The 23,505-nt window shown below is 52.7% G+C and carries 19 protein-coding genes and 1 tRNA gene; 5 read left to right on the top strand and 15 right to left on the bottom strand.

Annotated features, from left to right (window positions below):
* Positions 1-2: 2 nt before the first annotated feature.
* Positions 3-899 carry a cytochrome c biogenesis protein CcsA gene (ccsA, locus tag STSP2_RS04275; RefSeq protein ID WP_146660166.1) on the bottom strand — a complete coding sequence of 299 codons (897 nt, stop codon included), beginning with the start codon at positions 897-899 and terminating at the stop codon, positions 3-5.
* Between the two features lie 9 nt (positions 900-908).
* On the bottom strand, positions 909-1,391 hold the full coding sequence (gene ahbB, locus STSP2_RS04270; protein ID WP_146660164.1) for a siroheme decarboxylase subunit beta: 483 nt from the start codon (positions 1,389-1,391) through the stop codon (positions 909-911).
* Between the two features lie 227 nt (positions 1,392-1,618).
* Between ahbB and hemC the strand changes: the two genes are divergently transcribed.
* A complete protein-coding gene (gene hemC, locus STSP2_RS04265; protein WP_169852981.1) occupies positions 1,619-2,554 on the top strand; it encodes a hydroxymethylbilane synthase in 936 nt (311 codons plus the stop codon).
* A gap of 32 nt (positions 2,555-2,586) precedes the next feature.
* Here the strand turns inward: hemC and ubiE are convergent, their stop codons facing one another.
* From ubiE to menA, 3 genes are read right to left on the bottom strand one after another with little or no spacing between them, the layout of a single operon-like run.
* Complete coding sequence (ubiE, locus tag STSP2_RS04260) at positions 2,587-3,312, bottom strand: bifunctional demethylmenaquinone methyltransferase/2-methoxy-6-polyprenyl-1,4-benzoquinol methylase UbiE (RefSeq protein ID WP_146660161.1); 726 nt, start codon at positions 3,310-3,312, stop codon at positions 2,587-2,589.
* Between the two features lies 1 nt (position 3,313).
* Positions 3,314-3,940, bottom strand: a complete 627-nt coding sequence (locus STSP2_RS04255; RefSeq protein ID WP_146660159.1) for a CPBP family intramembrane glutamic endopeptidase — start codon at positions 3,938-3,940, stop codon at positions 3,314-3,316.
* The gene (menA, locus tag STSP2_RS04250) at positions 3,937-4,827 is read right to left on the bottom strand and encodes a 1,4-dihydroxy-2-naphthoate octaprenyltransferase (protein ID WP_169852980.1); all 891 of its coding nucleotides are present in this window, start codon (positions 4,825-4,827) and stop codon (positions 3,937-3,939) included. The genes STSP2_RS04255 and menA overlap by 4 nt, the downstream gene beginning before the upstream one ends.
* Before the next feature lie 85 nt (positions 4,828-4,912).
* On the opposite strand from menA, the gene STSP2_RS04245 reads away from it, so the two are divergent.
* On the top strand, positions 4,913-5,845 hold the full coding sequence (locus tag STSP2_RS04245) for a TIGR01777 family oxidoreductase (RefSeq protein WP_146660155.1): 933 nt from the start codon (positions 4,913-4,915) through the stop codon (positions 5,843-5,845).
* Between the two features lie 82 nt (positions 5,846-5,927).
* Here the strand turns inward: STSP2_RS04245 and STSP2_RS04240 are convergent, their stop codons facing one another.
* Positions 5,928-10,319, bottom strand: coding sequence for a M6 family metalloprotease domain-containing protein (locus STSP2_RS04240; RefSeq protein ID WP_146660153.1), 4,392 nt, complete (start codon positions 10,317-10,319; stop codon positions 5,928-5,930).
* A gap of 435 nt (positions 10,320-10,754) precedes the next feature.
* On the opposite strand from STSP2_RS04240, the gene STSP2_RS04235 reads away from it, so the two are divergent.
* Complete coding sequence (locus tag STSP2_RS04235) at positions 10,755-11,828, top strand: aldo/keto reductase (protein WP_146660151.1); 1,074 nt, start codon at positions 10,755-10,757, stop codon at positions 11,826-11,828.
* Positions 11,829-11,983: 155 nt separating this feature from the next.
* Here STSP2_RS04235 and STSP2_RS04230 read toward each other — a convergent pair whose 3' ends face one another.
* The 5 genes from STSP2_RS04230 to STSP2_RS04210 form a co-directional block, all read right to left on the bottom strand.
* The gene (locus tag STSP2_RS04230; protein WP_146660149.1) at positions 11,984-12,202 is read right to left on the bottom strand and encodes a hypothetical protein; all 219 of its coding nucleotides are present in this window, start codon (positions 12,200-12,202) and stop codon (positions 11,984-11,986) included.
* Positions 12,192-12,800, bottom strand: a complete 609-nt coding sequence (locus tag STSP2_RS04225; protein ID WP_146660147.1) for a hypothetical protein — start codon at positions 12,798-12,800, stop codon at positions 12,192-12,194. The genes STSP2_RS04230 and STSP2_RS04225 overlap by 11 nt, the downstream gene beginning before the upstream one ends.
* Complete coding sequence (locus tag STSP2_RS04220; protein WP_146660145.1) at positions 12,797-13,384, bottom strand: hypothetical protein; 588 nt, start codon at positions 13,382-13,384, stop codon at positions 12,797-12,799. The genes STSP2_RS04225 and STSP2_RS04220 overlap by 4 nt, the downstream gene beginning before the upstream one ends.
* Positions 13,385-13,428: 44 nt before the next feature.
* Positions 13,429-13,716 carry a hypothetical protein gene (locus STSP2_RS04215; RefSeq protein WP_146660143.1) on the bottom strand — a complete coding sequence of 96 codons (288 nt, stop codon included), beginning with the start codon at positions 13,714-13,716 and terminating at the stop codon, positions 13,429-13,431.
* Between the two features lie 100 nt (positions 13,717-13,816).
* On the bottom strand, positions 13,817-14,704 hold the full coding sequence (locus STSP2_RS04210) for an RHS repeat-associated core domain-containing protein (RefSeq protein ID WP_146660141.1): 888 nt from the start codon (positions 14,702-14,704) through the stop codon (positions 13,817-13,819).
* 267 nt (positions 14,705-14,971) lie between these two features.
* On the opposite strand from STSP2_RS04210, the gene STSP2_RS04205 reads away from it, so the two are divergent.
* Positions 14,972-15,046: transfer RNA gene (locus STSP2_RS04205), tRNA-Pro, on the top strand.
* 54 nt (positions 15,047-15,100) lie between these two features.
* On the opposite strand, the gene priA is transcribed toward STSP2_RS04205, so the two are convergent.
* Both priA and mtnP read right to left on the bottom strand, forming a co-directional pair.
* Positions 15,101-17,470 (bottom strand): replication restart helicase PriA, encoded by a 2,370-nt coding sequence (priA, locus tag STSP2_RS04200; RefSeq protein ID WP_146660138.1) that lies wholly within the window; start codon positions 17,468-17,470, stop codon positions 15,101-15,103.
* A 51-nt stretch (positions 17,471-17,521) separates the two neighbouring features.
* On the bottom strand, positions 17,522-18,397 hold the full coding sequence (gene mtnP, locus STSP2_RS04195; protein ID WP_146660136.1) for an S-methyl-5'-thioadenosine phosphorylase: 876 nt from the start codon (positions 18,395-18,397) through the stop codon (positions 17,522-17,524).
* Positions 18,398-18,567: 170 nt separating this feature from the next.
* Here mtnP and STSP2_RS04190 point away from each other — a divergent pair, with 170 nt between their 5' ends.
* Entirely contained in the window at positions 18,568-19,164 is a 597-nt protein-coding gene (locus STSP2_RS04190; protein ID WP_146660134.1) for a peroxiredoxin family protein, read from the top strand.
* 105 nt (positions 19,165-19,269) lie between these two features.
* Here STSP2_RS04190 and STSP2_RS04185 read toward each other — a convergent pair whose 3' ends face one another.
* Complete coding sequence (locus STSP2_RS04185; protein ID WP_146660133.1) at positions 19,270-22,380, bottom strand: FG-GAP-like repeat-containing protein; 3,111 nt, start codon at positions 22,378-22,380, stop codon at positions 19,270-19,272.
* 120 nt (positions 22,381-22,500) lie between these two features.
* The gene (locus STSP2_RS04180; protein WP_169852978.1) at positions 22,501-23,127 is read right to left on the bottom strand and encodes a PEP-CTERM sorting domain-containing protein; all 627 of its coding nucleotides are present in this window, start codon (positions 23,125-23,127) and stop codon (positions 22,501-22,503) included.
* Between the last annotated feature and the right edge of the window lie 378 nt (positions 23,128-23,505).

The following is a 23,505-nucleotide window of genomic DNA, read 5'->3' as shown; positions in this document are numbered from 1 at the left end:
AATTATCCGCACAGAACACCCCCTTCCGTACGAAACGATCCTGCATATGCTAGAAAATCGTGAGCCCCCCCGCCCAGCACGGCCACGCCCACGATCGCAAGCAAAGCCAGGAGAAATGCACCAATGGTTACATATGCAATTGCACGCGAACTGATACCCGCAAATACATTCATCAGCAATATAATTATAAGAAGCACCCACACCAGCATGATGAGAATTATCTTGCCGTCCACCAGCCAGTCGCCGGCGGTCATATCGATTGCCTCGGCCTGACTTAACGCCATGCCGATACCGCTGACGATACCGAAGGTCATCGCTGCAGTGCAGAGTCGCAGGCCCAGCATGTTGAGCTTTGCGAGTTTTTCGATGCTGGGCATCTTACCGATCACATGCAGGGGGTTCTTGCTTTTCAATTTGCTTCTGCCCACAAGCAGCAGGTATGCCATTGCTGCTGAAAAGAAAATCGCCGCCGCCGCAACAAGCATCGAAATTCCGTGCACCAGAACCCACGGTGTTTTTACTGCAGGGTCAAGCGTACCGACCGGTCCGGCCAGTGAGAATCCAGTAACGGTGAGGGCGAACAGCAGCAAAGACAGGACCGCCTCGAACCAGCCCTTTCGCAAGTTGTGGGGTGTAAAAAACTCGGCCAGGCTGAATACAACGGTCAGGGCAAGCACAAATTCAAACGTATCGACCAGCGGGACCTGGCCTTTTTCGAATCCTCTTGCAAATAATACGCCCGCAAGCATAACGCTGCCAAAGGCTATCAGAACTGCAAGCAGGCCGGCGGGCATGTTCACTTCTTTATAAAGGCGCACCATCCCCAGAACCGCCGCAGCCAGATAAAAGGCTGCACCGGCAAACAAAAAAGCATTTTCAATAAGGGAAATATTCTGCATAGCGGTCTTTTACTCTTCCTTGACATAAACAGGCGGGGTCTTCTTCAGCTCACGCACGGTTCGGAGCTTGCGAAAATCTGTAATGCCGCTTTTTTCGCTCATCCGGTCGATGGTCGTTTCTACCGCCTTCGGCGTGTCGCCGTGCACCATAGTAAACACGTTATATTTCCATCCCGGCACACGCGGGCGCTCGTACGCATGTGAAACCTGCTTAAAGGCAGCGAAAAGGTGTCCGACACTTTCAACCGAATCATCGGGCACATCCCAGGCCACCATAATCCCGCCTGCAACACCCATTCGAAGGTGGTTTACCACCGCACCGGCCCGGCGGATCGTCCCATCATCCTTCCACTGCCGCAAAACATCCAGAAATTCTTCGGTCGCCATGCCGATAGACTCCGCCATGTCAGCATACGGAGCTGCCGAGAGGGGCATGCCCTTCTGTATCACGCTGAGGACCTTTAACTGCTTTTTGGAAAGCGACTTAGACAAAAAACGCTCCGCCCGTGAATCATGTACTGCAGGATGGTCAATAGAAATCCAAAATCTTTGGACCACGCCTGAGATATTTCTCAAAACAACCGGTACAAACGAAATTTATTATACCTGTTTGCGATGCATATAGCAATAAAGCGCTGATTTGATTTGAATACTCTTGCATTGGCATGGGCGTTCAGCTAAAAATGGCTCAAAATGAGTCGATAACTGCGGAGAAACCGATGCCAGCGATCCGAATAGCAACACGTGCGAGCAAACTCGCCATTGCCCAGACAAAGCTTGTCTGCAATATGCTGCGAGAGGTGAATGCGGATCTGCAGATCGAGCTGGTCGAGATTTCGACACGCGGTGACCGAGATAAATCTGACTTTCTCTATAAATCCTCATCTTCGGTAGGCTTTTTTACGTCCGAACTCGAAAAGGCCCTTCTGGAAAATGCAGCCGATGTCGCTGTGCACAGCTTCAAGGATCTGCCCACTGCCATCACGCCCGGCCTTGCGATTACCGCCGTGCCCAAACGGGTTTCACCTGCCGATGCGCTGATATGCTCGGATGGTTCGACATCGATCAAGGGGCTCAAGCCCGGCGCTGTAGTGGGCACGAGCAGCGTCCGCAGGATCGCCCAGCTCAAGCATCTACGTCCAGACGTACACGCCCGGCCCTGCCGGGGGAATGTAGATACAAGGATAGGAAAACTCAGGGGCGGCCAGTACGATGCCCTTATCCTTGCCCACGCGGGGCTTATCAGAATGGGCAAAGAAGACGAAATATCCGCTGTGCTGCCGTTCGAAGATTTCTTGCCTGCCCCGGCCCAGGGAGCACTTGCGATACAGACGCGAAGCGATGACAAAACTGCAAACGTGATCGTCTCGCAGATCGATGACAATGGGGCCCGCCTGAGAGCTGAATTGGAACGCAGGATACTGGCGAGACTGCATGGCGGATGCTCGATCCCGCTGGGAGCATTGGCAATGGTCGAAGGTGATGCCGTTTCGATCTCGGCCATGATCGCGGACCCGGCAGGAGAACCGTTCGTAAGAGAGCAGATACGGGCTCAGCGACAGGACGCCGAAGCCGCCGCCGATGAGCTGGCTGAATCTTTGCTAGCGAATGGCGGGGCGGAAATACTCGCCAGGTTCAACCGCGACCGGGAGTAGTTGCGAGCTGTTTCACAACGCTGCACTCGAGCTCACTTATGAGCTACATGTACCGCTGCCATACCTATACCGAGACGATGAACATCAGTCCGTGAAAAGCCCGCCTGCTGGAGCTCCGCAGTCAGATCGACCTCCCTGTCCCACGTGCGTATCGAACGGCTCAGGTAGCGGTAAGCGCGGATACGGCCGGAAAAGATACCGCCGATGATTGGAAGAAAAACTGACAGATATGTCAATCCCAAAAAGCGAAACAGAAAGTTTTGCGGCAATGAGAACTCGAGTATGCACGTTCGTCCGCCCGGTTTGAGCAGCCGATGCATCTCCCTGAGCCCGGCCTGACGATCATTCATATTGCGCACACCAAAAGCACAACTGACTATGTCAAAGCTGCCGCCGTCCAGGTCAGTCGATTGACAATCCCCCACAAGCCATTCGATATGCCTGGGATGTGCGTTTTCGGCACCGCCATATTTTTTCGTGGTGCGTTTTTTCGCAATGCTTATCATCTCCTCGCTGAAATCACAGCCGACAAGTTCCGCCTTTCTGTCAAGATGCTCGTCAAATGCAAAAACAACATCGCCCGTGCCGCAGCACATATCAAGAATTCTCATACCCGCCGACGGGGCGGCAAATTCGATAGCCTTTTTACGCCAGTGCATGTCCGTACCCGCACTGAGCACGCGATTGATCAGATCATATCGGCATGCAAGATCATCGAACAATTTCTTGATGTCAAGTTTGCTCTTACCGCTAGACATATCAAACTCCTGCTCCGACCGGCCAGATAACGAATATCATTACATCCCAGAGAGCGTGCGAAATTATCACCGGCCACAAGGATTTATATCGCCAGTAGAGCAGCCCCCAGAAACCGCCGCAAACCGCCGATGCAACCAGCAGCATGAAATTGAGCGAAAAAACGTGTACGCCGGTATAGACAGCCGTAGCCGCAAACCAGCCAGCAAAAGAACCCCAACGCGAACCGAGACGCTGCTGTACGAAACCGCGCCAGAATATCTCCTCAGCAGGACCTATCACCAGAATCAGAAAAACGCTGATCAGCCACAAGGGCAGTTCCTGACGCGAGCCGTACACACCCTCGATCTGCCTTTGAGCAAACGGCAGCATCCATCGCGCAACGATATCTCCGAAAAAGAAAACGCCGTACAAAAATACTGCACTTACAACGCCTATCAACGCATATCGGAACTGCCATGCGAAAAGCTCTCGCAACTTTTCCCGCTGTGCCGTCAAAGCAGCCGCAGCAAGCAAACCTGTCGAGAAAACCATTGCTGGCCAGAACGAAACGTGTTCCGCGGTCCAGGGCGAAAAGATGACGAACCACAGAACAGCAGCCAGAGCGCAAAATGCATAGATAGCGATCATATTAAATGCCCCAAAATAACAGAACCAATAAGAACGATTCCAAATGCGAGATGCAGCTTAGCACTGATCACATCGGCATCCGCCAGCGTCGCCGGATCTTCAATATCGCCGGTTTTGATACGGCGGATATTGTTCACCGCAATCGGTAAAGTAACTAGCACCAACAACGCCCATGCCGTCAAAATATCGAGCAGAATATTTATCACAACAACAGCATAAGCAAGAGCGATCAGCAGATAATACTCTATGCGCGCGGCCTGCGGTCCTGCCGTGTTCGCGAACGTCCTCACGCCTGCCTGGCGATCATGCTTAATATCACGCAGATTATTTGCCGCCAGTATCGCCGTGACCAGGCAACCAATCGGCAAAGAATTTAACAGGACCGGATGTGAATAGCCTCCCGTCAAAACGAAATAGCTGCCGATCACCATCAACGGTCCCATCAGAATGAACACCGCCAGATCACCCAGCGCGAGATACTTATAGCCAACCGGCCCGGCACTATATAACAGACCTCCCAGAAAGCCGATCACACCGATCGCCAGAATCACCGGCCCGCGGAACCAGACAAAAACCAGTCCGATCGCGCAGCCAGCAGCAAACATCGCAAGGCCGGCCGTTAGAACACTTTTTGCGGACAGCTTGCGTTGCACGATAACCTTGCTGCCGCCGAAAGTGTAATCCGTATCGACGCCCTTTTTGTAATCGTAATAATCGCTCACCATGTTCGTGCCCGCCTGGAAAAACATTGCCGCGAGCAGCACCAGCGGCAGCATCCACCATGCAATACCAGCCTGCGATGTCTTGGCAAGGACGGCACCAAGCAACACCGGCACCACTGAAGCAGTCAGCGAAAAAACACGAACGGCCTGCAGCCAGTCTCTCATTATCTTTGCTCTATTCTTACCCATAGCAATAATTTCATAACAAAAACATACTTCCAATCGACACATAACATACTATAATATCCTTATGACTACTATTAGAAAAATAGTAATCGCAGGTGCAACTGGCTTTATCGGCCAGCCTTTGTGCCGCCTGCTCTCCAATTCGGGATACGAAGTGATCGCCCTGTCACGCTATCCGGACAAGCACCCTGAACTCGCCAAGGATAAGATCCGACTGGTGCACTGGAACGGCACGGACACCTGGCCGACCGAAGCACTTCTGAGCGAAGATACTGCTGTGATCAATCTGGCGGGTGAGAATATCGCATCTCACAAATGGACCAAAACTCAGAAAGTACGAATTCTTCACAGCAGACTCCAGGCGAGTAAAGCGATCGTCGAAGCAATTCAGGATTCGCACCAAAAACCCGCAGCCCTGATCCAGGCGTCGGCGACAGGTTATTACGGACACCGACCGGGTGAGGAAGTGGATGAATTTGCCGGGCCAGGCAATACGTTCCTTTCAAGTGTCTGCGTGGAGTGGGAAGATACCATGCTGCCGCTGGCCGATTCACCCACGCGGTGTGCCGCAGCAAGATTTGGGCCGGTCCTCTCTGAGCACGGCGGGATGCTGGAAAAGATGCTGCCCGCGTTTAAATACTGGTTTGGCAACTACCCGGCGCCGGGTTCGCAGCACGTATCCTGGATCCACCTCGAAGACACTGTCAAAGCCGTCAAGCTCATCCTTGAAACTCCGCAGCTTTCGGGACCCGTAAATGTTACCGCGCCCAACCCTGCAAACGCAAAACAACTGGCAAGATTGATAAGCACCGCCATGAGGCGACCGCTGCCCATGCCCATCCCGGGTTTTGTGCTGAAACTCGCTATGGGTGAGATGGCAAAAGAGCTTCTGCTTGTCGACCAAAATGTCCTGCCTCGGAAGCTCACCGAGGCCGGCTTTGAGTTTAAATACCCCGACCTGCCGGCCGCGATACAGGATTTAATCGGCAAAGCGTGAATTCAGCTTTTGTACGCGCATAAAAATCCCGACAAGCTCCAAAGAAATATCAATCCGCAGAGCTCGCCGGGATGAATAAATTTTACTGAGCCAGGCGACTTATTTCGTCCGCCGTCAAAGCTCTGTCGTAAATGCGGACTTCATCGATCAGCCCTTTGAAGAATCGCGGCCCCGCCACCTCCAGGCATACGCCAAGACGAACGGGAGACAACATACCAGTATCCACGGCACGAGGACCGAAACCTCCAACGGGTTCCAATTGTCCGTCGACATAGAGAAGTGCCTCACTTATATCAGGGCTGCCGTCATCTTCCAGAACCACTGCGACGTGGTGCCAGGTATTGTCAGCAATGTTGGTAGTGCCGTTGATATAGCCGTATTTGACTTCCTGCCGCAATGCACCATCCGCGGTCAAGCGCATCGTCCATCTCTTGCCTGTCTGATCGGGACGACCCCACGTTACTATCTCACCGGTAACTGCATCACCTGCCTGGTAATTGGTCTTGATCCACGCTGTAACGGTTCGAGACGCAGTGCCTGTAATGCCGTAATAACCTGATATCTCGACGTAATCTCCGTCGCCGTCAAGCTGCACGCACGCTGTACTGCCAGGAGCAGCATCGGCTGTGTTGATTGCCGCATCGCCATACAGTCTGCCTGCATGAGGACTGACGTAATTGCTCGCGTCAGTCTCGATCGGCCAATAGTCGAGCATATCAGGCACATAAACTGTTTCGAGCCAATCTCTGAGCAGACCTGCATAATCAGTGAAATCAGCGGCGCCATCATCATTGAGATCCGCCGGATCACCAGTAGGCGTCAATTCAAGCCAGTGCGAGGCAAATCCAATCAGATCAGTCATGCCGAGCTCGCCTGTATACCTTTCATTGACCTGGATCGTAAGAGTCGCCTCATCATAACCGCCATATTGATCGGTTACTCGAACGGTGAAAATGTTGGCACCGACATCGGCATCCGCAGGCGTACCCATCATCCCGCCGTCACCGGCGATCATTAGCCAGTCAGGTCCTGCTGCCTTTGAATATAAAATGCTGTCGCCTTCAGGATCGCTTGCGGTGCCGACCAGCGAACCGCTATAAGGCTGGCGCTCGATCGCTTCTGCACCTGTGATATTCGCGTTATTGAAAACAGGTTCACCGTTATATCCCTCGTAATAAGGCATGAGGAATTCACCGGGTATTACCTGCTGCACGATATCCGGCCCCTGCCATGCGACGGCCAGGTGGTCACCGCCGCCGCTCTCTTTGTGAAGTGCCTTGATGTAGTACATCTCGCCTGCAACCAGGCTTATTGTTCCGCTTGCCTGCTCGGGATATTCGTCCCATACCTTCTGTCCCGTCCAGCCGGGCACCTGGGCGATCATCGAGGCGTCGGCCGGATCGAAACCCGAGCTGAGCCACAACTCACACCAGTCATCACCGGCGATCCAGAACTTGTATGTACCTGTCACCTTGGGTTTCAAGAATCCGTGTACCCGCGTGCCGTAGTCATCCGCTATATCTACAGGTGTTTCAAAGCTCATCAGCACACCAGTCTCATCGGGCTGATCAGGATATCGCGAATCGGAAGTCAGATCCGAAATGTTAATGCCTGTGATGCTATTCCAGACTTCACGGGTTATCATACCCGTTCCGTCGCCGGTTTCGAACTGCCACACTGCTCCAGCGATGGTACTTCCCGAATCGGTGATCGTATCGACACGCCAGAAATATGTGCTGTTTGAGTTCCAGTCAAACTCCCACTGTGTTTCGCTGGTCTGTCCCTGGTATTCGGGTGAACTGGGCGTCGCGTCGGCAACAGCACTTTGATTCGTACCGAGGTAAACCAGGTAGCGGTCCGCAACCGGTCCGCCAATCCAGCTCAAAGGCTGAGGAGCAATTCCGGTTTCACCGTTGGCCGGCTTAGGGCATTCCGCTGGCCCTCCCTGCGGCAGAAGAGCAATTTCACTGCTGCTGAGAGCATAATTATAGATCCGCAGATCGTCTATCGCACCTTGATAGCTGCGACTGCTGTAACCGGCGTCACGACCGATCACGCTGTAACCGGCAAAAGACTCAGGTGAATGCACAGCATTCCAGGAGTCACTCCGTAAGGTTCCGTCATCCATATACATCGTGACCTTATCAGGTTCGAGGACCATCGCTACGAATACCCATTCATTTGTCGGAACAGAGAAATCGGTGGACCATGTCCAGTGGCCGTTGTTCCAGTGATATCCAAGCTTGTTTGACTTCTTGAAGTTGAAATTAGCGGCGCCATCAACCCGATTCGAGAAAATGCCCGCGTATTCGGTCTGGATAGCGGCAGCATTGAGCCAACCAGCGATAGTTATATTGTTGGTATTGAGACCCAGCTCACTGACAGTAATGAAATCATCAATGCCGTCAAAGCTAAGCGCCTGGCCGAATTTACCGGCCGTTGTACCGCCGCTGAACGACATATTCTCCAGCGATCCGTCAAAACCGTTGCCTGTGGCATCACTCGCTGTATATCCAGTCGTCTGGTCGAACTGCCAATAAGCGTGCAGTCCCTTCGGAATGACATTAAGCACCACATCCCGTCCCAGCGACACATCGTTTGTGGTATCCGTGAACGCGACTGGTTCAGCATGCTCGGCCGGACCAAGCAGCGCCGCTGCGCCGTTCAGGACGACCGATACAGTCGTACTCGCTCCGGCTGCAAGTGTACCACTGGAGGGCGACAGATCGAACCAGTCAGCGTTTTCATCTGCTGTCCAGTTCAGTGTCGCGTTCGTAGTGTTCGCAAGTTCGAAAGTCTTAGTGGTAGAAGGCAGTGGCAGTGACCATACATGATCATACGCCAGCTCCTCGCCCGGACTGACGAACAGGGTCGTCGTAACATTATCAACAGTAAAGTCCATCGTATTGCCAACAGGCCCTATATCACGAATGCCAAGCCCGGACTCCGAACCATCCCACCATCTCGCATCGGGCAGCGTGTTATCATTGAATACATCCCGGTAATTCGCATGGAACAGATCACCGCTTCCGCCGCTGTTTGTACCGTTTTCCAGATCGAATCTGCCGTCAGCCTGTTCGACCGACACCTTATAATGGCTGGCCTCGGTCATCTGCTCATTATTGTTCGAACCATCCGCATCGACGTGCCAGATCAGCATGCCCTCATCAGGTATGCCAGTGTGACGCCCGACTCGCCGCCTGCTTTCTACAAGGAAGAATTCCTTGTAATTCGTTGGATGTGAATACCTGAACGTCGTGTGTGAATTCGCAGTGTGCGTCCGAACCGTACCGGGCATGTCATCCGTGATATCGACAATATTCTCCCAGCCCCGCAGATCGCGGAAATACGGATTAGGCACCTGCGGATTTGTACCGTGCCCGCTGGACATCAGACAATATCCGCCGGTACCGCTTGATTCATAACCGTAGTCATAAAGGTCCGGCCAGTCGCAGGTCATGTGTCCATTCTCATGACAGAAGGTGCCTATCACAAGGCTCGACCGCATATCGGTGATCTGGTAATCACCGGTCCGCACACCCTGGCTGCCGACATAGCTGTCGTACCAGCCCTTATGAGGCCAGAGTCCCTTGGCCCATCCGCAACCACGGTTGCCCGCATAGAAAAAGTTCAGCGCGATTATTCTGTTGCTGCCGTCACGCGACAGAGTAGTAAAATCAAAGTTCTGCGATTCAAGCCAGTTCAACGCTTCCCCAATAAGTTCACGAGCCTTGCCGTTATCGCAATCGTCGTAATACGATTTATTATAGTTGGCTGTGTAATAGCCGACCACCTGATTTGTATATTCAAGATTGCCGTTCGAGACGTCATAAAAATAGTCGCGTATGGAACCGTTGTTATTGTAACCGCTGTAGCCGATCTGATTGCAATAGTCCTCAACCTCGCTGACGGCTATAGTTCCACGATCATCCGGAAAATCTATCAGTACAGTAAGACCAACAACCGAACCGGTCAGCGGAGCCGGTGCAGTCGCCATTGCAGCCGCCTCATCGGTGCTGTAACCATCTTCTGCAAGACCGAAATTGAAATACTCATCAGCTTTTTCGCCAAGCAGCTCCTTGCGTCTTTCCTTCGCCTTTTTGAGTACTGCACCCTTTTTCAGTTTTAAGTGCTTTTGCCTGGGCAGTCTCTTGCCTACATTTTTGACCTTCTTATTATTGCCTGCAGTATCAGTCTCGACTTCGTAAACAACGCCAGTACTTACAAAATCAGAACCGTCCGCAGACACCTCAGCATAGCAGATCCAGCCGGTTGTCTCATCACGCACCAGCGTGTAACCGTCCAGACTTTCCACCCGCTGGTAGAACTCGTCACCCCATACCTTCGCCGGTACACGACTGCCGTCCGGCTGCTTGAGATCATATACTTCACCGTGATGAGGCGCCGCAAAACACGCACCGCAGCTTACGAAAAGAAGGGCCATCACCAACCATCCGAGATTTCTTGAAATCACTACTTTCTCCTTCGTACTATAGTCCTGTCAGTTAGCTATTAAATAAGATCGGCAAATTTGGAATGCGCCTTGTCACAAAGCCTTAATTGACCAAAAACAGAGGCAAAAACGCGCACCAATAGCCCTGGTACCCCGCTTGCATTACTTAACAATATCAAGTGGTACTTGACACGCATTGGCCTGTCCGAATCGCAAGTTCACACTTGTACACTTGATCAGTCTAGCTAATTACAGCATCAAAAACACAGGAATAGACTGAAAAAATGAATATTTTCCGCTGATTTTAGACGAATAAATGGATTTTCTGCTCCGAATACGCATTCACCTGCCTCTATTTCGGGCTTTTCCCAATAGTTTTTTTGCTGCGCGACGGGCAAAATACGGATAGAGATACGTGAATACTGACATTGACGTCCAAGAGGAAAGGAGATTTCCATGACTGACAACAACTCAGGCAGATTCGACAGGCGGACTTTTTTGAAGGCCGGAACAGGCGGACTGGGGCTGGCTGCGGCAGGTTTGACCGCAAATACTGCATATGGAGCACAGCATCGGGGCAACAAAAAGATTGTACAAAACAACAACTCATTCGAGCGGAATTCCGAGGGTATCCCGCTGCGTCCGCTCGGCAAAACAGGTGAGAAAGTGCCGATAATCTGTCTCGGAGGCCACCACCTTGGCCGTGTCGAAGACGATCAGCAGGCGATAAATTTTGTCCGTTATGCAGTCGACAATGGCGTTACATTTATTGACAATGCCTGGGAATACCATCGCGGCCGATCCGAAAAGATCGTCGGAAGAGCCCTCAGGGACGGCTACCGCGACAAGGCGTTTGTCATGACCAAAACCCACGGCAGAGACAAGGAAACCACTCGCAAACAGATCGAAGAAAGCCTTCGCAGGCTGCAGGTCGACACTATAGATCTGTGCCAGGTCCACGAGGTCATCTACCGCGACGATCCGAGGCGTTTTTTCGCCGAGGACGGGGGTATAGGCCCTCTCCTGCAGGCCCAAAAAGAAGGTAAAATCCGCTTTATCGGCTTCACGGGCCACAAAAGCCCGGCCCTGTTCACCGAGATGATGCAGCAGTTTGACGGCTGGGACACACTTCAGATGCCCGTAAACGCATTCGATCCGCACTACCGAAGCTTCATAGAGAACGTGATGCCGGTCGCCGTGGAAAAACAGATCGCGGTGATCGCCATGAAGACGATGGGGGGCGGCTACCTGCTGCGTCCCGGCGTGATAAGTCCTGAACAGGCGTTACGCTTTGCATGGAGCCAGCCGGTCGCGTCGGTGGTCTCGGGCATGGAAAACATGGATCTGCTCAAAAAGAATATCGAAAACGCACGGATCTTCGAGCCGATGAGCGAACAGGAGCAGAAAAAGCTGCTTGAAAAAACAGAGCCGGTCGCAAAGGACGGAGAATATGAAAAATTCAAAACCGCAAACACCTTCGATGGCTGGTACGGCCGAACGATCCACGGCAACCAACCGCCGACAATATAACGCAAAGCCGAAAAGCTGAATAACATCAAAGCTGGGTTAAAAACCACGCCATGCTGCCACTGGCCGGTGAACTTGAAAGGGTTGTACTGCGTCTGCTGCGGGTACACGATCAGGCTGCATTCACTGGCGAAATCCTGGCTGTATGGATTCCCGGCCTACTGCTTGCCGGGACAGGCCCCCGTATAGCTGTTGATCGGCTCGGCCATCGCAGGATGGTACACGATACGGACAGAGCCCAGCCGGTCGTGGATATAGTAATACCGGTTCGGCTCACCCGTAACCGGGTCCGCCTGCGTATAGTCATCCTGACTGAGCACTTGGGCATTGGCGTGGACGTATGATCTTGTTAATGAGCCGCTGTTATCAAACTCCATCAATTAACTTGAATTTTTTCTCAGACCCTATATGACTCGTAATTTCACTGATTTTAGTAAGATGACTGGTGAGTTTGCCGCTGTCATATAGCCTAGCTATCTGCGCATCAGAAATTCGAAATGTCTTTCCATCCTCCAGATATATAATGAAAGCTCGGCCTTTATCCTGGATTTTTCGAATGTCGTCCCATTGGGCACTCCAGTTTCGACTTCCGAACTTTTGGCTTATGGCTTTATCGTTTAGCAAAACGTAATCATCTCTGTGGATGTGAAACAGTGCAAATGTGCTTGCAACAGTTGTCACCCAGCCGATACAAATTATAGGCAGCCACAATTTCAAGGAAAACTCGGCTATCAATTTCGAAAGAACCACACATACACCAATTAGCACGAACAAGATCGCCAGAACAAAACAAAAGCCAGTCGGTGTAAAAAGCCAGAATTGGTCTGGTCCCGTAAACATGACTCCGCCATCTACAACAGTAGCTTGCCCCTTCTCTAGCATCGCAGCCCGATGCTTTTCAACAAAGAATATAACCGAACCAAACGTAGCAATAAATGGCGTTGCAGATAAAAAAGCTAATATTCTTTCTTTCATTTTTCTGACACTCTCTCGGGCACCAATCGCTTCAACTTATCAAACAAGTCATCTCGCCGAACTAAACTAATAGCCATGTTGTCTGGAATTCTATGTTTCTTTTTGTTTGTCGTCATTATGACGATCTCATCCCTAGTCCCCTTTACTTCTGATAGATGCCCGAAAGGCACAACAATTTTTTTAGAGGCAATCTGCAGTTCTAAAGATTCGTCCGCGATACAAACATGGTCATTCTTATGCTCGTTGAATGCCACAAGAGGAATTCCGTAAGTAATTGTAAAATAGTATATCCAGAAGAAGAGAATTGCAACCGACCAGGAAGACACATTCAAAAGTGCCAATATAGCGCAAACGATGCCACAGAATACCAAACCTATAACCAACGAAACTAAAACACCATGCACTGAGAAAATCCATAATCTGGGAGGCATGTAAAATTTCACCTGTTCCCGATCATTCAATTCGTGCCGGTCCAATTTATGCAACATCCGCTTGTTCAAATGCAACGCAGGCAAAGGGCTTAGCAAAAGTAAAACGACTGCAATTAGTATTGCTAAACCTAAAGATAATTTTAAATAATCCACAATCCACCTATGGCCGCGCCCAACCTGCTATAACCGCCCCCGCTTTAATTTTTGTTTTTCTGCTTTTGTCTTTTGTCTGATTTTGGCAAAGGCCGCGAGTCAAAAAGAGGTCTATGATGAACACCATTCATTATCATTGTCATGACTAAAGGACCAACCACCTGAAAGAAAATATGCGATACGAAACCTAATGCCCCGAGCCAAATAGCTTGCCTTACTGTTATTTGCGAAGTAACAGCAAGGCCTATTATTCCAATTACTATGGCGACTAAACCAATAATTGGTGTGGGACTAGGAGCTGAATTTCCTTTAAGAAAAGAATACGATCGCATAAGAAACTCCAATAGATCATACACAAATCCAAGAAATATGATGCCTATGCTAATATAAATCATCTCAATGATCATCCTCTCGAAAAAGGTTTTTATTATCCTAAGGCATGTACCTTCGTTGCCCCAACAGTCCCTTCATGAAACCAAAAAATCCAGATGGCCAAACCAAGTCGCTCGAATTCACTAGAAACTCTTGGGCAGTTTTATACGAAGCAAATTGGTTTGTCATACCAGGCTGCAATTTACCTGAGAATATCCAATTGAGGTAATTAGCCTTACCCTTCATTACCCAATCACCTTTGCCTAGACCAGGCTTGCCCCATCGCGACACTCGCACAACCTTGTCGCCCGCACCGGCAGTCGCATAGCCCCATGCAAAAGCCAGCCCACTGAGCTGCTGAACATAGCCCCCAGCTATTATAAGATCAAGGTTTCCTAGATCTGCGCCAACTGTTGCTATTGTGAGCCCAGTTGCATAGACCGTAGCCGCTGCTTCAAGACCAGCCATAATATTAATAGCGGATTTGCCGGAAGGATCGAGATTGTTTACCGGGTCATTGAGCGAAAAAAGATACTTATGCAAGGTCAAGCATTCATCTGCTTTTCCAAAAACCGGATCCCGCGTCGTAAATCTTGCCATGAATGGGTCGTACATGCGGGCACGGAGGTAGTAATGGTTGAACTCGCTGTCGTGCCACTGGCCGGTAAACTTGAACGGGTTGTACTGCGTCTGCTGGTTCGGGTATACGATCGGGCTGCATTCACTGGCGAAATCCTGGCCGTATGGATCGTACGTATAGCTGTTGATCGGCTCGGCCATCGCAGGATGGTATACGATGCGGACAGAACCCAGCCGGTCGTGGATGTAGTAATACCGGTTCGGCTCACCCGTGACCGGGTCCGCCTGCGTATAGTCATCCTGGCTGAGCACCTGGGCGTTGGCGTGGACGTATGATCTTGTTAATGAGCCGCTGTTATCAAACTCCATCAATATAGTAGGCAGTTTGCTGGCAATGTCAACAATAAAGCTCTTGCTAAGGCGAATCCAGCATTCAGCTTTCTTACAAAAACCTTATACATAGGTCGTTTTCAAACCAGTTTAACTGCCCCGTAAAGCATTTAATGATAGCCGATTCAGGGCTTGTGATAGATAGCGACTGCATATGAAGGGTTTTGTTGGCCGAATGTTGCTTATTTTGCGATGTATTAGCTTGCGTTAAGGCCGATTAAGGGGTATATTACGCACTTTTCCCGCCGGGGAGTAGCTCAGCTTGGCTAGAGCGCTGCGTTCGGGACGCAGAGGTCGCAGGTTCAAATCCTGTCTCCCCGATTCTGTAAGATCATACAGGTGAACAGCCCGGGCCTGTCTTTGGCCCAAGACTCCCTATAACAAACTCACCGGGTCCACATCCACCACCGCTGTCACCGCTGGCCGTATCGGTCCCATTGCCCGCAGATTCTTGAACAGCCGCCCGATCACTGTCGCATCTTTCGCCTGCACCACGATCTGCATCCGGTGCTGGCCATGCATCCGTGCGATGCCGCACTCCATCGGGCCGCGAACCAACATATCCAGCCCGAGCTGCCCGGCAAGATAGTCTATCCGCGCCCGCATCTCGCCGCACGCCTTGCTGAGCCGTTCGAATTTCTCGTCCCGCATCAGCACGTTCGCCATCCGTCCGTAAGGCGGCAGCTCGCACTTGGCCCGCACGCCCAACTCATGTTCGACAAAGCCTTTATAGTCATGCTCCATCGCCCGCTCTATCGCCTCGGTCTCGGGCAGATAGGTCTGGACGATCACCTCGCCCTTCTTCTCGGACCGTCCCGCGCGCCCGGCGACCTGCGAGAGCATCTGGAACGTCCGCTCGTTCGAACGAAAATCCGGTATCGCAAGCGCAGTATCCGCACTGATGACCCCGACCAGCGTGACGTTGGGAAAGTGCAGTCCCTTCGCCAGTATCTGCGTGCCGGCCAGGACGTCGATCCGCCCCTGCGCGAAATCCTTGAGCATTTCGTAATATTCTTCCGCCTTCGCGCCCGCCATCACGTCACTGTCGACCCGCTTGACCCGCGCATCGGGCACCTTTCGCGACAGTTCCTCCTCCAGCCGCTGCGAGCCCAGCCCGATCATCACCATCCGCTTGCTGCACAGCGGGCACTTTTCGGGCACGAGCGTTTTTGACATGCAGTAATGACACACCGCGTAGCCGTGGCCCATCCGTCCGCCGAACGAAACCGCCTTGCTGCCGCTCCTTCGTTTGTGGAACGTCAGCGTCACATCGCAGTTCTTGCAGTGCAGTGTGTGGCGGCATTTCGGGCAGTACACGAAATTGCTGTAGCCGCGTCTGTTGAGAAGCAGTATTGCCTGCTCGCCCCTGCTCAGAACGGCCCGGAGCTTGTCTTCCAGATCGGGACTGATCAGCGTCACGCCGTCGTCCTCGTCCGCACCTCGCACCATCGTCATGTCCACCAGCCGCATCTTCGGCATGGGCAGATCGTTCACCCGCTTTCGCATCTCGACGAGCTGAAAATGTTCCTTCGTCCGGCAGTTCTCCAGCGTTTCCAGCGCGGGCGTCGCGCTGCCTAGAATCACATGCGCCCCCTCCAGCTTGGCACGCACCACCGCGACATCCCGCCCATGGTACCGCGGCACGGAGTCCTGCTTATAGCTGCCCTCGTGCTCCTCGTCCACCACGATCAGGCCCAGCTTTCGGACCGGCGCGAAGACCGCCGACCGCGCACCCAGTACGACATCCGCCTGGCCGTGCTTTATCCTTTGCCATTGCGCGTTCCGCTCCATCGCGCTGAGTCCCGAGTGCATCACCGCGACCCACTCGAACCGCTGCTTGAACCGGTTGACCGTCTGGGTGGTCAGGGCGATCTCGGGCAGCAGCACTATCGCCTGCTCGCCTCGCTCGACCGCCTTTTGTATCGCACGGATATACACCTCGGTCTTGCCGCTGTCGGTCACACCGTACAGCAGCGTCACGCCGAAATCGTCCTGTTCCATCGATTCGCCGATCTTGGCCAGTGCCGCCGCCTGCTCGTCATTGAGCACGATGTCCGCTCCGCTGGCTTCGAGAAATTCCTCCGGCACATCCGGCAGACCAGGCAGAACTTCTCGCGATTCCTGCATGACGATCCCCTCAGCGATCAGCCGGCGCAACGGTCCGGGGCTCGATTCAGCCTCTTCCAGCACCTCGGATTTTTCTATCGCATGCTCCGGATTCGTTGCCAACAGGTCCTCAAGCACCGCAACGATCGCCTTCTGCTTACCGCTGGTAAGTTTTTTGTCCTTATAACATTCACCCAGATATAGAAAGCTCTTTTTCTTGACCCCCACACCCTTCTTCACCGCTGCGGGCACCATCGCCCCGAGCACCTGCCCCATCGGGCACACGTAATAATCGCTGATCCACTTCGCCAGCCGAACCAGCTTTTCGCTGAGCAATGGCTCATCGTCCACAATCTTAGTCACGGCTTTTAGCTTGAACGCACGTCCATCATCTGCGGTCGCCTCGTCCGCATCATCATGCTTCGGCAGGCCGATCACAAACCCGACCTTCTTCTTGTTCCCCCTGCCGAACGGAACCTCCACGCGCTGGCCTACCGCGACCGAACCCATCGCATCCGGCAGCACATAGCTGAAAACCGCATCCGCCCCCGTATCGAGCGCAACGAGCACCTCCTGCCCAGCCGCCTCCGCGGCCCGGTCATCGCCCCCGAACAAGCTCTTAGTAAAATCTTTCGCCATTGCCGCAGGATTGTCGCAGGTTCATAACCAAAAGTCAATCAGTCACGATCGTCAATCGAACAAAACCCCCAACTGCTCCCATTTCGCCTGATCGATCACCTCCTGCTTCGTCATGACCGCCATCTCCAGGCTGTGCCTGCACGGGCAATCATCGAATATCAGTTTTTCCTCGCTCTTGAGCACTGCCTCGATCAGATTGATCGCATTTTCAGTCGCTTTCTCAAGGTTCCCCAGTATCTCCCGGAGCAGATCGTGCTTATCCGTCAATCCCACCGACTCCCGCCAGCAGTCGTAATCCGTCGCCAGCGCGACCAGAGAATAGCACATCTGCGCCTCGCGCGCCAGCTTCGCCTCGGGCATGCCGGTCATACCGATCATATCCCCGCCCCATGCGCGGTGCATCTTCGACTCGGCCTTGGTCGAAAACTGCGGACCCTCCATCGCCACATATGTCGCCGCAGCATGGGTCCGTACCTGCAGATTGCCCGCAGCACGCAGCATGGCATCTCGCAGCATCTTGCAGCACGGTTCGGCCATCTCCGCATGCACCGCCGCTACGCCGTCAAAGAAACTGCCCCGCCGACGGAACGTCTTGTCGATAAACTGATCCACAAGCACCAGCTCGCCCGGCCGGATCTCTTCTCGGAGCGACCCGACCGCCGCGCTCGCGATCACGGACTTTACACCCAGCTTCTTGAGCGCAAAGATATTCGCCGCGAACGGCACATCGCTGGGCCCGTAAATGTGCCCCTCACCATGCCTGTTTATGAACGCGATCTGCTTACCGGCCAGACTGCCGAGCATTATCTCGCCGCTGGGTGCACCGAACGGCGTATCCACTTTCTCAAAACGAACATCCGAAATATGCTCGCCAAGAATATCACCCAGGCCCGTACCGCCTATAACACCGATTCTTTGTTCCGACATATTGCGATCTCCATAATTGATGGCAAAATTTGCATAAGAATCCCGACCGCATCGGGGAGATATTCAGTATACAACAGAACACCGGCCCAGTCCACAACGTATAACGCTATAAAGGGGCGTAATTTAAGTTTACCGCCTTCAAACGCAACATCGAACGAAAGGATGCAAACATGACAAACAGAAACCTCCTGGCAAGTTTCATAGCTGCAATATTGCTTATCATTGTGATACTTTTCATAATCGACAAGGGCCCGTACGAGGAGGCGCAGCCGCAAGAGGCACAGGCAGAAAAAGAGCCCCAGACCCAGATCGACAAAGTCATCGCCGATGCCGACACGTGGGCACCTATCTTCGAACAATGGTACGGCAAGCCCGCTCCGGAACTTGAGTTGACAGACATAACCGGCGAAACCCATAATCTGTCTGACTACAAGGGCACAAACGTGGTACTCGTCTTCTGGGCAACGTGGTGTCCGCCCTGCAAAATGGAAATTCCGCACCTCAAAGCGTTAAGAGAAGAAATGAGTAAAGACGAGCTGATGATCCTTGCAATTTCAAATGAAGCTGATAGGACAGTCAAATCTTTTGCTGAGCAGGAAAACTTGAACTACACAGTCATTGCCACCGACAAACAGCTTCCAAAACCGTACAGCCTCGTGACCGGCATCCCGACAAGCATATACCTTGACAAACAGGGCAATATCAAACTGGCCACCCAGGGCCTGGTCAATGAAGAACATGCCCGAGCGATAATATTGGCTGAGTGAGAGTGTAGTTCACTGTAAGCTTTCTCAAAAGTGCTTACAAATAAAAACAGGAGGCGCTGTTTTTTAGCACCTCCTGTTTTGCATTCTATAGAAACTGCCGTCTAACTAATTAAGCCATTCACCAGCCAGCACTTCAAGATCAGCCATGTCAACCGTGCAGTCACTGCCTGCTATGTCCGCCGTAAGTGCGCAATCAGCGGTATCACCGGTCATCATCCACTCCGATGCAAGTACCGCGAAATCATCGAAACGCACCTGGCAGTCACCCGTCAGGTCAGCAGCCAGCGTACAAGGCACAGTGACTTCAACCGTTGTACTCGACTGGACGAGTATGCCGTCCCAGTAGATATCGCAAAGATAGCTGCCGCCACTTCTGGCGGACTGCAGGGTTACCGTTGCAGTGCCGGTGCTGTCTGTCGTTGCGGTGAGCAGCTCGTCGGTACCATCGCCGTCGCTGTCCCATGAAATCTGAACAGTCTGATCCGCAATACCGTTTCCGCCTGCAGTCAGGGTTGCCGTCAGTGTACCCTCGGCAACATCACCGTTCCAAGCCAGAGTAACTCCGTCACTGGCGATCACAGCATCATCTATAACATCGCCGATACCGTCATGGTCGGCATCCGCCTGGTCGGGGTTCGCAACCGTCGGTGCGTTGTCGAAACTTACCGCCAGTGCGTAATCACCAAGCGTCATCGGCTGGCCGTTCGCGTTGACGAAGTCGAGCAGGGTCAGCCATTTCGCCCATCGGTCCGGATCGACCATGTTCGTCTCACGATTGAGACCGCTCGGAGAGGCTGCACATGGTTCGAGTCGCGGCAAATCGTTACAGTAACGCGTGCACCATTCAACCTCTTCGATCAGCCACGTGTTCAACTGCCCGAACTGCGTGATGCTGTTGAGGTATTCCGTGTACGTCATCGTGTCACTGCCGCTGTACTCAGGATCGACCTGCAGATCGGCACTCGCGTGATACATGCCGAACTGATCGAACTGCTCGTGATGCGAACCTTCGGGCGTGAAGATCGAAGTGTTCTCTTCCCATATGCTCGCACTGAACGCAAGGTAACCAAGCCTGCTGATTGCGTCACGGCTGGGAGCATCCGAAGTGTTGAACGGCGGAGCATAACTGATCAGCGGATTCGCTGCGTTCGTCCAGTCAACATAAGGCGAAGTCGCCGGATCGGCACCGCTGTCCTGCAGCCACATATCACTGTAATCGCCGAGCAGCGTACGTTTACCAACACGCAGATACTGGAACATTTCTTCCATCGTAAAACCGCACGTCTCGCACGAATAGTAGTTGATGGTCGGATCGCTTGCCCAGTCGCCGAGCATAGTATTGTTCGCGTGATAAGTGCCGTGCTGACCGATCTCGAGATTGTCATTCGCCAGCCTGTCGTTCATCCAGGCAACCGGATCCGGATCACCGAACGCATTCCAGATCCTCCTCGGGATCACTACAAGCGTAAGCGGCGTGGATTTACCGCCCGGCAGATCGGAAGGCACCTGGTAACCGCTCGTTGCGGGACTGTCACCGATGCCGTTATAGTTTTCGAGCTTTTTAGTTTCCCACTCGGTCGGTCCCCAGATCGCTGCATCCGTCATCAATTGCGTAAACTCGTTCTGGAACGCTCTGCCAAGTGCATCGATGCGGATAATGAAGTGCGTATCGCTCTTCGACCATTCACCCTTGGCCTGCATCGCATGCATGTACAGCTCAGGATCTATCGGCCCGTCAAGAATGCCGTCACCGTCACTGTCGGTATCGTTCAGCGGATCGGAAGCATCGCCCCTGCCGTCGCCGTCAGTGTCTTTCTGGTCAGCATTGGCGACCATCGGGCTGTTGTCCGTTATATCATCGACACCATCATCATCGTCATCAGCGTCCGCAGGGTCACCCACGCCATCCTGATCATTGTCAAGCTGGTCCAGCGAATTGATCCCGCCGTCGTCATTCATATCCAGCCGCGGGGCATTCGGATACAGCGGCGCATTGTCGTATCTGTCTATAATGCCGTCACCGTCCGTATCCGTCCTGTCCGTCAAAAGGCCGGTAAGCACGCCTTCGTAATTGCCGAACACAACGTCAACGTAACTGTCTGTATCGCTGTTTATCTGAAGTGTCGCAATACCCTTGGCATCCGTACCGTTCGCTCCGATATTGCCGGCGAAACCAAACTGCGGATTTCCCGATCCGTCATTTCCCTCGTTGAGCCACAGATCGACAACGCCTTCCCAGTCACCGTCACTGCCGCCGGTTACGAAGTCGACAAGACCGTCACCGTTAAAATCTCCGCAGCTTAATGACAGCTTGCTGGTAAAGACCGCATGCAGTCTGCCAAGCGCTAAAGGTCTGGTGCTTATCGCATTGTAGCGGATCGGCGCAAAATTTCCCGCACCATCGTTGCGGTAAACATAAGCATAGCTCGCCCGGTCACTCAGAAGCAGATCCTGATCTCCGTCGCCGTCCAGATCGCCGAACGCGACACCGTAACCATGCATATAGCTGGTCGGCGGATAATATGGCGGCAGCTCAGGGTCTACAACACCCGTCGCCGAAACGATCGTCTCCGCAGCCCATGTCGGATTGCCGGATGTGTCGTTGCCCTGGTTGCGATACAGCGTCACATCCGCTGCACTGTTGCCCGAACCGGTAACATCACCGGCAACCAGATCGACATCGCCGTCGCCGTCCACATCCGCCGCAGCAACAGCCATCACATCGGTACCGGCATCACCGACCACCTGCCCCGCCTGCGGCCAGCCGTTGGAAACGAACGTACCGTCACCATTGCCGAGATACAGATGCACCTGACCGTCCAGGATCGTCGTGCCGTAATCTCCAGTCATCGTCAGTACGAAATCGTCATTGCCGTCGTCGTTGAAATCCGCTGCTGCCAGAGCATACGCATTGTGATAGGTCTGGTTAATGACGACACCGCCGTCAACAAAAGTTCCGTCACCGTTGCCAAGATAAAGATGTACATCGCCATAGGTGTCGCCGGTAACAATATCTTCGATCCCGTCGTTGTTGAAGTCGCCTGCCCCTACGCCCCACGCGCGGGTTACACCGACCTCCTTAACAAGTACCTGATCGAACCCCGGCTGAAGTGCGAACCCAACAGACGTCACTAATGAGCAAATGACAAAACCAAAAAATGTCATCCCCCCCCGTTTCAAAAAACTCCCCCACTTGATAGAAAAGTTCCCCATCATACTGTTCTCTCCACTGCACTTAAGAACGCTCTTCCGTGCTTCTGTTCAGCGCCCTGCATCCTTGCAAGCCACAAAAAAGGCAGACTCGTCGAAGCCTGCCCCTGACTTCTTAATAACTTCTTATGCTTTTCTTCTGCGCCTCAATGCCAGCGATCCCAATCCAAGCAAAGCGATCGTAGTCGGCTCAGGCGTTTCGACGAACTCCCACATAACACCTGCGGATCTCATAGAAACATATGAATCATCCTGCGCTGCCTGCGTGACTGTGTAGGTCTGGCCTTCGGTGAGAAGAACCCGCTCGGCGATCATCCACCAACTGTCATTGGCACCAAGCCATGGCTGACCCTCGGTAGTGGTCCCGCCCGTATTCATGTTTACCCCAGTCAGAACAACTGGATCGCCGTCGCTTGTAACGGTTATGTCACAGAGCGAAGACACATTGATACTGCTTGGGAATGTTATATAAACATTGTAGTAGCCCGTCTGACCGCCAGGCTTGCCCGTCGTGTAGTCACCGTTGCCGAAATACTGATAGTCCGGCACAGCCCAGTTGTCCGCATCTGTTCCGGGAGTATACGAAAATTCGTAAATATCCGGAAACGCCCCGTAGCTGCCCCATGCATGATGGGTCGCAGTAAGCCCTGGCGCACCCGATGTCGGACTTGAGTAATGCGGATCTCCGTTGACAGCGTTGAAATTTGCATTGCCCCGGCCGCTGCTGTGGGTCTCCACAATAAATGCACCCATTGCCCCTGCACTAAACAGAGCCAACACCATCAAACATAAAATAATTCTGTTAGTCCTCATCATCTTCTCCCTTCTCAAAAACCCCGAGTAATAAATTAAGATCCGGGAAATGATATCGCCATTCGACAGCGAAGTGGTTTCACCACCCGAATCTGCCAACATCCAATTATCGCCTCCAAAAACCCTTTATGAACTATATTATAGGGCCTTACCACCATAAAACAATACACATTTTTCCCACGCCACAAGAAAAATTCCGGAATCGCTGAGGCTCAATTGAACCTCATAACCCGTCCCCCCAGCACTGAAAACACAACTAAGGGCCAGATAATTGGCTTTTATGCCAAAATTTGACTGGACAACGCCGTCCCCCACCCG

It is taken from the genome of Anaerohalosphaera lusitana (genome assembly GCF_002007645.1).
Taxonomy (GTDB): Bacteria; Planctomycetota; Phycisphaerae; order Sedimentisphaerales; family Anaerohalosphaeraceae; genus Anaerohalosphaera; species Anaerohalosphaera lusitana.
This window is presented reverse-complemented; position numbering and strand designations above follow the sequence as displayed.